We start from the raw sequence: 9471 nt of genomic DNA on the forward strand, positions 1-9471 counted from the left end.
GTCGAACGAGACGCCGCGAGCGCTTCCGTCACGCTCACGGCGGGTCGCACGCGTCAGCCCGTTGATCGCGACGAAGCTCGCGAGGCCCATGCCGAAGCAGCAGGCCGCCAGCGGCCACGCGGTAGCCCCGTCGAAGACCAGCGTCGCGAACGTGCCCACGCCGGTGACGATCACGCTCTGCACCGCGTAGTAGAGCGCGACCGCCTTGCCGGCGGCATCGCCGAAATCGCGCAGCGCCCCGTTCGCGGACACCGACGACATCAGCACGATGCCGACCGCCACCAGCCACATCGGCATCACGAACGTCGCGAACGACGGCTTCGTCAGGAGCGAGCAGACCGCCAGCACGATCGCCCCCGTCATCATCGTGAGCGCCCCGCGCGCGACGCAGCCTGCCTCGCCCCATCTCGACACGAACGTTCCGGCGAAGCGCGACACGACGACCATCACGATCGCGACGGTCGCAAAGGCCACGCTGAACGCCACGCGGGAATAGCCGGCAGCGCCGACCAGCACACGCGGCGCGGTGGAGAAGAACACGAAGAACACCCCCATCGCGGCGGCAAACGCGAGCGTGTGAACCCGAAAGGGCCGGCTGCCGAGCATCGATGCGACGGACGGCCCCTGCCGGGTCGCCGTCCGCGGCCGCGTCTCGTGCCGGCGCGGCCACGCGCGTCCGCATGCGAGCAAACCCAGCACGCCGAGCGTCGCAAAGATCGCGCGCCACCCGCAGGCTACCGCGATGGCCGCGCCGAGCAGCGGCCCGAGCGCCGGCACGAACGCCAGCATCGCGCCGAACTGGCTGTAGATGATGCGGCCTTCGGGGCGATCGGCGTAGACATCGCGGACGGTTGCAAACGTGGCGACGAGGGCAGCCGACGCGCCCAGCGCCTGCAGGACGCGCAGTGCGACGAACAGGCCGCCGCCGGTGGCGATCGCAAGCGCCAGGGAAGCCGCCGCAAAACACAGCGCGCCACCCAGCACCACCGGCCGTCTGCCGACGCGGTCCGACAACGGGCCGAAGATCATCTGGCCCAGGCCGAGGACGACCATGTAGACGCTCAGCGTCAACTGGACGATGGCCGGCGACGTGCGGAGCGCGGACGGCATCTCCGGGATCACCGGCAGGTACACGTCCATCGCCAGCGAAGCGAGGAGATCGAAAGGCGCCATCAGCAGCAGCGCCGACGGCAACGAATAGGCCCAGACGGGCGTGGATTGTTCAGGCATGACAAGGCATCCGCTCAGAAAAGGGAATCTGGCGGCGATCTGCCTGGTCAGCGAGGGACGACGGGAGATCGCCGCAACGACCGGTTAACGAAGGTCGTTGCGGCTTAGCGATCCGTGGACGGGCCGGCTCCCATGGAGGAATCCTTGTGGTGTGTGGTGTGCGATGACCGTGCAGTGTAGTCGGTTCGACAGAAGGGCACCAGCCGTGCACGCACGGCCGGCTGGTGGCGATCAGGTCGGCCCGCTCGCGTATCGTGCTGGCCAGCCGCGTGCGATACGGCGCCGCGCATTCCGGTGGAACGGGACGTGGCCCACACAGTCCCGATCCGGTTCGCACACTGCCTGGCGGGCCTCGCCGCGATCGCCGCCGCGAATCCGCATATCCCCGGCCCATCCCCGGCGGATTCGCGGCCCCGGCTCGCGTCGCCGGACGTCAATGCTTCAGACGCACGACGTACAGGCCGGTGAAGTTTGCAGCCGCCGCCAAGCTGAAGGTCGGCGGAGTCGAAATGATCGGCCCCATGATGGTCGGCTTGTAGGTGACGGTCCCGCCCGAGACGTCGGCCATTTCGATGACCGCCGGGCTCGGATTGGGAATGATGTTCGAGGTGAAGTTCAGGGTCAGCGTACGGTCGTACATGTTGTCGAACCCACCGTAGGACTTGATCTCGTAGACGAGGTCCGCGTTCACGCCCGCAGGCACCGGATCCGGTTTGCCCAGGCAAATCAATCCGTCGCGAACCACGCCACCCGGCGGGGTCTTGAAGGTCAACGTCGCGATGCCGTCGTCGGTGACCAGCGTCATCGTCGCATTCGCAACGGCACTCTTGGTGAGCTGGATCGACTTGTAGCCGTCCGGACACTTGAGCGTGACAGGCTGAGGATCCGGTGCGGTCGGCGACGGGGTTCCCGTCGCGCTGTCGCTACTCGTCGCGGTGCTCCCGCCGCCGTCACCACCACCACCGCATGCCGACAACAAGACGGTAGAACCCGCCAGGACCGCCAGAATCATATTGTTTTTCATTTTTCACTCTCTATTTTGATCAATACAACTAACAAAACATCTCCCTCGTGATCGGTTTTCTGTCGATTGCCCGGTGTCATTCAAGGCATCGCCGAGCCGGTTGATATTGACCTGTGGCAAACCGTTCTCAGCCTGCACGCCCTTCGGTGCACTCGCCCCGGCACCCACGACCTGTGCCGGCGCCCAGCGTGGTGCCGCGCCTGCCGCGAGCGGCGCCGAAAAACGCCGCGTGGCGCCGTGCGGATGGTTTCTCCACGGCTTGTCTTCGCCGACGCGCCGGCCGTCTCTTCGACCGCGATCAATCTGTTACGTGCGCGGCTGAATACCGGACGATATGGGTTCTTGTTCATGGCACGGCAGGTGCGCTTTTACGCCCCTGGCGAATACGTTCGGAACGCTATAACCCGTGATGCAGAGGTGGCACCGCCTGAATCGACGTTTCCAGATTTCCCCGCGATTTCTTCACTCAGGCCGTCGCGAATCTAATGAGTCTCTCGCGTCGAAATATATCGAAACATTTGTCGGCACACTGTCAGGAATTGATAAAGTCGCGCACGCTGAAATTCGCCGCCATCGATTTTCCTGATGCGTATTCCTCATTTTTCGACACATCCGGATCAAGTGCCGCCCAAAAAACCGTCGCTATTTCCCACCGCGCTTTAACAATCGGAAGCGATTGCTAAAAACATGCCTTCTATTTGAGATAACTCGATACTCGCGGCAGCCTCACGGTCGGCATCCCGTCAGTCACTTCATGAACATGCAACAGCAACACGCGCGTGAGGTCGCAATGCACGCCCTGTCCGTGCGAACGCAAAGGCATCCGCCCTTGCGACCAATCGTCGCGAAACACCTGAATCCCCCGCGTTTCGTCGCTTTTCTCCGCCAGTCCGATTGCCCGCTCCGTGGCTGTCGCGTATGGTGCTGACCGTCCGCGCGCTTGTCGCCCCGGACCTTCGACCGTCGTCCCGCACGACGGCCGCGCGGGCCGTGCCCGCCGCTCACCGTCTCCGCGATGCCGCCCTTCGGCGCCGCGCATTCATGAGGAGAGAGACGTGATCCACAAAGTCCTGATCCTGTTCGCACTCTGCATCGCGGGCCTCGCCGCGATCGCCGCCGGTTTCCAGCACATCCCCAGCTGATTCGCGGCCCCGGCTCGCTTCGCCGAGCCAGGGGGCCGCACCCATTCCTTTCCCCATTTGCGATGAACCACTTTCTCGGACCGCCCGGGACGGGCGACCTTTGCCATGCGCATCGACGTACAGCATTCCCAGCACGACATCGACGATGAACTCGACACGCTCTACGCACGCCTGCACCAGCCGGGCCACCGCCTGCACGGCCTGCCGGCCGTCGCGCTCGGCCGCTCCGGCCTGATCGTCCGCCACCGCGAAGCGGACGGCGAATACTTCCTGTATGTCGAAGATCCGGCCGCGCGCCAGCTGGCCGGCTATACGGTGTTCAACCGCTTACCTGAAATCCCGCGCCGCGCCGACCGCTACCTGCGCGCACCGCATACGCGGCTGCGCGGGTCCGCGCAACGCAAGGGGCTGGCGACGACGCTGTATCGCTGGGGGCTCGACGCGGGCCTGTGCCTGATCAGCGGCGCGCGCCAGTCGGTCGGCGCCGCGCAGTTGTGGACGGCGCTCGCGCAGGATTACCGGCACGGCTTCGTCGATATCGAGGGGCGTGCGCTCCGTTATCTCGGCGAAACCGTCGCCGACGACGTGCATGGCGCACTGCATACGCGGCGGCTGATGCTCGGCACCGGGTGGGAAATCGGGGAATTCGCGCGCGTGGCGGGGATGGCCAGCGCCGTCTGCATGTGAGCGTTCACGCGCCGGGCACGGCTGCGGCTAGATCGCGATGCCTGTTCGTTCGCTGAACGCCGCACGCAATACGTGCTCGTCCGTCATCTCCATACGGGCGAGCTCGGCGAGCACCGACGGAAGCAGCCATTCGATGTTCGGATCGACGCGCTTCATCTGCGCGACCAGCGCGGCCGTGAACGCCGCATTCTCGTGCGCGCCCGATTCACCAGCCTGACGGCGCTGCCGGTACAGCACGCCGACCCAGTAGCCGATGCGCTCCGGCACGATCCAGCCGGCATACGTGCGCGGGAACTCGGCCTTGCGCAGCGCATCGCGCACGACGTCTTCCGGATCGCTCGTCACCGGCGAGAAACACATCTGCTCGCTCTGCGCGAGCAAGGCTGACGTTGCGTTGTCGAATGCCGCATAGGTCTCGCTGCAGACATCCGTATCGGGATCGAAGCGATAACCAACGTGGACGGTCACGCGCCCGTCCGGCATCACGAACGTCCGGTTCGGCGGACACAGCGCGTGGCGCTCGGCGACGGTCAGGAATGCGCCGGTCGCGTGCGAATACTCGCGTTCGCGCTGGCGGTTGAGCGACGGATCGACGACCCAGATGACCAGTGTCGCGGTGCCGGGACGATCGTATGCGGTCAGGTAGCTTTCCGCCGGAATCGCTGCCGCCACCGTCGGCGGCAGGTCGGTATGCTCGATGCATTTTCGGAACGGCATCGGCTTCACCGTCGTTTGCCGTTCAACGGCAGTGCGACAGCGCGACACCGCTCCGCGCTCTCGCCCCTGATTGCAGCGGACAGCGCTGCGGCAGTCATTCCGGAACACGGGTTCATGCGAGCCCTCAGTCGTCTTATTTCGTTTCCAGGCATCCGCCCTCTCACGCGTGCGGGATCGATCCTGGCGATTGTAGCGCCTGCGCTCGCGCACAACGCTGCCCGAACGCCGGTGCGATAATCCGTGCGACGCTCACCGCTGCGCCACGCGCCAACCGACACGCCCATCGATGACCACCGATCCCCGAACCGACGCCGCCCGCCCCCTCGACATCGTCGCGCTGTGCGGCAGCCTCCGCGCCCAGTCGTACAACGCCGCACTGCTCGATGCGGCCGCGACAGTCGCGCCGCGCGGCATGCGCATCGTGCGCTTCGATCGTCTCGGCGAATTCCCGCTGTTCAATCCCGACGCAGAATATCCGTCGCCCGCCGCGGTGCGCGACCTGATCGACCGCGTGAATGCCGCCGACGGCCTGCTGATCGCGAGCCCGGAATACGCGCATGGCGTAACGGGCGTGATGAAGAACGCGCTGGACTGGATCGTGGGATGCGAGGCCGTCGTGTACAAACCGGTCGCGGTGCTGAACGCGTCACCGCGCGCGACGCATGCGGACGCGGCGCTGCGGGAAACGCTGTCGGTGATGTCGGCGCGCATCGTCGAACCCGCGTCGATCACGCTGCCGATTCTCGGGAGCCAGCTCGACGCGGCGGGCATCGCCGCGCATCCGCCGTTCGCGTCGGCGCTGGCCGACGCGTTGCACGCGCTGCGCGCGGCGATCCACGAAGCGGAGCCGGGCCGGTAGCACCCTGCGTGCGTTCGTGAACGCGCGTCGCGTTACCGTGCCTTGGCGCGCGTCACCTTCTTCGCCGGTTTGGCCACCTTCGCGCGCGGCGCTTCCTTCTCGGGCTGCGCGCCGCCGCCGGCGAGATCCTCGAGCCACGCGAGCGCGTCGACATACGACAGGAACTGCTGCAGATAGGCCGGCGACAATTCGCGCATCGTCGCGAGCGACCGGTGCACGAGGCTGTTCGAATTGAGCGGCCCCGCGTTGCGCGGCACTTGGTCGAGCGACTGGCGGTACTGCTGCTCCGTGCGGACTTTCGACCACATCGTGCGGAAGTAGTCGACCAGCTCGGGATCGAGCCCGCGACGGTCGGCCTGCGCATCGCGCGCGAGCCGCTCGACGAGTTCCGCCAGCGCGCCGCGTGCGGGCGCCCCTGTTGCGTCGCTCACGGCTGCCGCTTCACCAGCGCGCGCTACGACCTCCGCGAAACCTTCGAGCAGCGTTGCCAGCCGTGCGTCGAGCAACGCGCGCGCGTCGCCTCCGAGCGCGGCCGCGCGCCGTTCGAGCGCGTCGATCCGGTGAAAGCGCACCGGATCGAGCCGGTCGGCGCCCTGCTCGCGCCATGCGTCGAGCGTCGCGCGAACATGCGTCGCGTCGCCGGTCACTGCGCCTTCCCTCCGTTCGAGGCCGACTTGCGCGGCACCGGCGCAATCTCCACGCGACGGTTCTTTGCGCGGCCTTCATCATCCGCATTCGAGCTGACCGGCTGTTCGGAGCCGAACGCGGCCGCGAACACCGACGACGCCGGCACGCCGGCGTCGATCAGCTCACGCGTGACCGTCAACGCGCGCTTGGCCGACAGCTCCCAGTTGTCCGCGAACTGGCGGTTGCCGGCGTGCACCTGCTGGTCGTCGGCGAAGCCGCTGATCATCAGGATCTCGTCGCGCGTCTTCAGATACGCACCCAGCGGCGCGGCCAGCGTCTTCAGCAGGTCACGGCCCGCGGGCTGCAACTGGTCGGAGTTCAATGCGAACAGCACGTTGCCGCTGATACCGATGCGACCGTTCACGAGCGTCACGCGGCCGGCCGCGAGCGGCCCGGCGAGCGCCTGCTCGAGCGACTTGCGCTGCTGCGCTTCCTGCTGGCGCGCGCGCACGGCTTCCTCGAGCTTCGACGTGAGCTGCAGCTGCATCCCGATCACGCCGACGAGGATCAGCACGAATGCGCCGAGCAGCACCGACATCAGGTCGGCGAACGCGGGCCACACCGGCGCGGAGGACGCGTCGCCGTCGATTTCGTCGTGCATGCGTTACGCTCCGACGCTCGCCCGCCGGCCGGCGAGCTGCTGCAGGTCTTCGACGATCTGCTTCTGCGACATCATGCTCAGGTCGATCACCTCGCGCGCCTGCGCGACGTAATACTCGAGCTGCTCGTCGCTGCGCGCGAGCGATTTCTCGAGCGCGGCCTCGATGCGTTGCAGATGGGTCAGCAGCTTGTCGTTCGACTCGCCGAATACCTGCACGGCCATCCCGAATGCGTCGCCGAGGCTCGCGACCTCGACGGCACCCGCCGTGACTTGCGCGGCCACCGAGTCGAGCTTGCGCGTTTCGGCATCGACGGTGTCGTTGAAGCGCGCGCCGACGCGGTCGAGCAGGTCGGCCGACGTGCTGACGAGCGCGTCGATCGCGGTGCGCTGTTCGGTCGACGCGTGGTTGACCGCGCCGAGCAGCGTTTCGAGTGTCGCAAGCAGGCGGCTGCGTTCCTCGAGCATCGCGGTGTCGTGCACCAGGCTGTCGGACAGGCGCTGGCGCAGCTCGGCGACGACGTCGGCCGCGGCCTTCGGTGCCTCCGATGCGGCCTGCACGAGGCGCGCGATCTCGTTGATCGTATCGCTCGCATGCACCTGCGCCTGCGCGGTGATGTCGTTCGCGGTGCGGGCCAGCGTGTCGCAGATGTCCTGCTGGCGCGTCGCGGCCTGCGCGCTCGTGTGCGCCCATTCGTCGCGCAGCGCGGCGGCCATCGCGGCGAGCGAGTCGTTCCATGCGGTGAGGCGCTGTTCGTCGCGCGCGGCCAGTTGCGTCTGCAGGCCCGCGTGCGACTCGCGGATCGTCGACAGCAGATCGTTCGAGCGCTGTTCGAAGGTCGACGCCTGCGTGGTCAGGTCGCGCGTCGTTTGTGCCAGTGCGTCGCAGATTTCCTGCTGGCGGCCGGCGCTGTGTACACCTGCGCGCTGCCATTCGTCACCGAGCTTCGTGGCCATCGCAGCCAGCGAGTCGTTCCATGCCGACAGGCGTTCTTCGTCGCGGGCAGCCAGTTGCGTCTGCAGGCCCGTATGCGAATCGCGAATCGTCGACAGCAGATCATTCGAGCGTTGTTCGAACGTCGATGCCTGCGTCGTGAGGTCACGCGTCGTTTGTGCGAGTGCGTCGCAGATTTCCTGCTGACGGCCCGCGCTATGCACGCCCGCGCGCTGCCATTCGTCGCCGAGCTTCGTGGCCATCGCGGCCAGCGAGTCGTTCCATGCCGACAGGCGTTCTTCGTCGCGTGCAGCCAGTTGCGTCTGCAGGCCCGTGTGCGAATCGCGGATCGTCGACAGCAGATCGTTCGAGCGTTGTTCGAACGTCGATGCTTGCGCGGTCAGATCGCGCGTCGTGTGTGCGAGCGCATCGCAGATTTCCTGCTGGCGGCCAGCACTGTGTACACCCGCGCGCTGCCATTCGTCGCCGAGCTTCGCGGCCAGCGCGGCCAGCGAGTCGTGCCATGCGGCGAGGCGCTGTTCGTCGCGCGCCGCCAGGTCGGTCTGCAGCCCCGCGTGCGACTCGCGCATCGCGGCAAGCGCGACGCCCGAATGGCGTTCGAACGTCGCGGCGGCCTCGCCCAGCGCACGCGCATGCTGGCCGGCCAGCGTCTCGCCGACCTGCTCCTGGCGCGACAGCGCATCGCGCCACGCGTCCGACAGGCGGCTTTCAGTCGACTCGAGGCGCGTCGCCACGCCGTCGAGCAGATCCGTCGAACGCTGCGTGAAGGTGTCGGTGAACTGGCCGAGCGTCGTCTGCAACTGCTGCGCGACGGCATCGCCCGCGCGGCGCTGTTCGTCGAGCGCGCGGTTCCAGACGGCCGTCACGTTGCCGGTGCTCTTCTCGAAACCGTCCGTCAGCCCGTCGAGCTGACGCTGCACGGCGCCCGTCACGGTGTCGCGCAACGCGGCCATCTCCTGCGCGAGCCCCGTCATCGTCGCGGCGACGACCGGCTGCAGCGCGGCACCCGCCACGCGCGCGCTTTCGACGGCGCTTTCCTTCAGCGCATCGCCGACATTCGACGCGAGGCCCGCATACGCGCGCTCGGTCCGCTCGAAAAACGCCTGCTGGCTTTCGATCTGGCGATCGTGCAGCGCGACGCTGCGCGCCTCGAGCGTCGTCATCATCGTCTGCAGCCGGTCGACCAGCGCCGGCATCACGTCGGCCTGGCGCTGCAGCAGCCGGAACGATTCGTCGCGCTGGTGCGCGGACGAATGCACGCGCAACGTCGTCGCGATCTTCGCGTCGAGCTGCTGGGCCGCGTCGATCCGCTCGCGGCGCACGAGCGCGGACAGCAGCCCGAGCATCGCGGACGTCGCGACGCCGGCGATCGACGTACCGAACGCGAACCCGAGGCCCTTCACCGGCGCGATCAGCGATGCGCGGATCGCGTCGAGATCGGCCGCACTTTCGAGTGCGGCGCCCGTGCCCTTCAGCGTGACGACCATCCCGAGCAGCGTGCCGAGCATGCCGAGCAGCACGAGCAGGCCGACCAGGTAAGGCGTGAGCGACGGGCCCGGCAGCGCGACACGC

At 67.4% G+C, this 9471-nt stretch carries 9 protein-coding genes; 2 read left to right on the top strand and 7 right to left on the bottom strand.

Annotated features, from left to right (window positions below):
• From cml to JYJ84_RS38560, 3 genes are all read right to left on the bottom strand, one after another.
• Nucleotides 1-1230, bottom strand: a 1230-nt coding sequence (gene cml / locus JYJ84_RS20335) for a CmlA/FloR family chloramphenicol efflux MFS transporter (RefSeq protein ID WP_205189408.1), incomplete at its 3' end; no start/stop codon positions are given.
• Between the two features lie 433 nt (nt 1231-1663).
• Entirely contained in the window at nt 1664-2254 is a 591-nt protein-coding gene (locus JYJ84_RS20340; protein ID WP_175223688.1) for a hypothetical protein, read from the bottom strand.
• Nucleotides 2255-2334: 80 nt separating this feature from the next.
• Nucleotides 2335-2604: an ESPR-type extended signal peptide-containing protein gene (locus JYJ84_RS38560; protein WP_175223687.1), complete on the bottom strand. Its 270-nt coding sequence runs from the start codon at nt 2602-2604 to the stop codon at nt 2335-2337.
• Between the two features lie 897 nt (nt 2605-3501).
• Between JYJ84_RS38560 and JYJ84_RS20350 the strand changes: the two genes are divergently transcribed.
• On the top strand, nt 3502-4083 hold the full coding sequence (locus JYJ84_RS20350) for a histone acetyltransferase (protein WP_175223686.1): 582 nt from the start codon (nt 3502-3504) through the stop codon (nt 4081-4083).
• 27 nt (nt 4084-4110) lie between these two features.
• Here JYJ84_RS20350 and JYJ84_RS20355 read toward each other — a convergent pair whose 3' ends face one another.
• Nucleotides 4111-4800, bottom strand: a complete 690-nt coding sequence (locus JYJ84_RS20355; RefSeq protein ID WP_205185140.1) for a hypothetical protein — start codon at nt 4798-4800, stop codon at nt 4111-4113.
• A 286-nt stretch (nt 4801-5086) separates the two neighbouring features.
• On the opposite strand from JYJ84_RS20355, the gene JYJ84_RS20360 reads away from it, so the two are divergent.
• Nucleotides 5087-5659, top strand: a complete 573-nt coding sequence (locus tag JYJ84_RS20360) for an NADPH-dependent FMN reductase (RefSeq protein WP_122948992.1) — start codon at nt 5087-5089, stop codon at nt 5657-5659.
• 32 nt (nt 5660-5691) lie between these two features.
• Here the strand turns inward: JYJ84_RS20360 and JYJ84_RS20365 are convergent, their stop codons facing one another.
• The 3 genes from JYJ84_RS20365 to JYJ84_RS20375 form a co-directional block, all read right to left on the bottom strand.
• Complete coding sequence (locus tag JYJ84_RS20365) at nt 5692-6306, bottom strand: DUF2894 domain-containing protein (RefSeq protein ID WP_175223684.1); 615 nt, start codon at nt 6304-6306, stop codon at nt 5692-5694.
• Nucleotides 6303-6947, bottom strand: a complete 645-nt coding sequence (locus JYJ84_RS20370; protein WP_122948990.1) for an OmpA family protein — start codon at nt 6945-6947, stop codon at nt 6303-6305. Before JYJ84_RS20370 ends, JYJ84_RS20365 begins: the two co-directional genes overlap by 4 nt.
• 3 nt (nt 6948-6950) lie before the next feature.
• The coding region (locus JYJ84_RS20375) for a DUF802 domain-containing protein (RefSeq protein WP_205189409.1) at nt 6951-9471 on the bottom strand (2521 nt) is incomplete at its 5' end.

The organism is Burkholderia sp. LMG 13014 (assembly GCF_905232215.1).
GTDB lineage: Bacteria > Pseudomonadota > Gammaproteobacteria > Burkholderiales > Burkholderiaceae > Burkholderia.

Bases quoted from the DNA above. Each gene is read 5' to 3' on its own strand.
- JYJ84_RS38560 (WP_175223687.1), bottom strand. From the start codon at position 2,604: ATGAACAAGAACCCATATCGTCCGGTATTCAGCCGCGCACGTAACAGA.
- JYJ84_RS20340 (WP_175223688.1), bottom strand. From the start codon at position 2,254: ATGAAAAACAATATGATTCTGGCGGTCCTGGCGGGTTCTACCGTCTTG.
- JYJ84_RS20355 (WP_205185140.1), bottom strand. From the start codon at position 4,800: ATGCCGTTCCGAAAATGCATCGAGCATACCGACCTGCCGCCGACGGTG.
- JYJ84_RS20350 (WP_175223686.1), top strand. From the start codon at position 3,502: ATGCGCATCGACGTACAGCATTCCCAGCACGACATCGACGATGAACTC.
- JYJ84_RS20360 (WP_122948992.1), top strand. From the start codon at position 5,087: ATGACCACCGATCCCCGAACCGACGCCGCCCGCCCCCTCGACATCGTC.
- JYJ84_RS20370 (WP_122948990.1), bottom strand. From the start codon at position 6,947: ATGCACGACGAAATCGACGGCGACGCGTCCTCCGCGCCGGTGTGGCCC.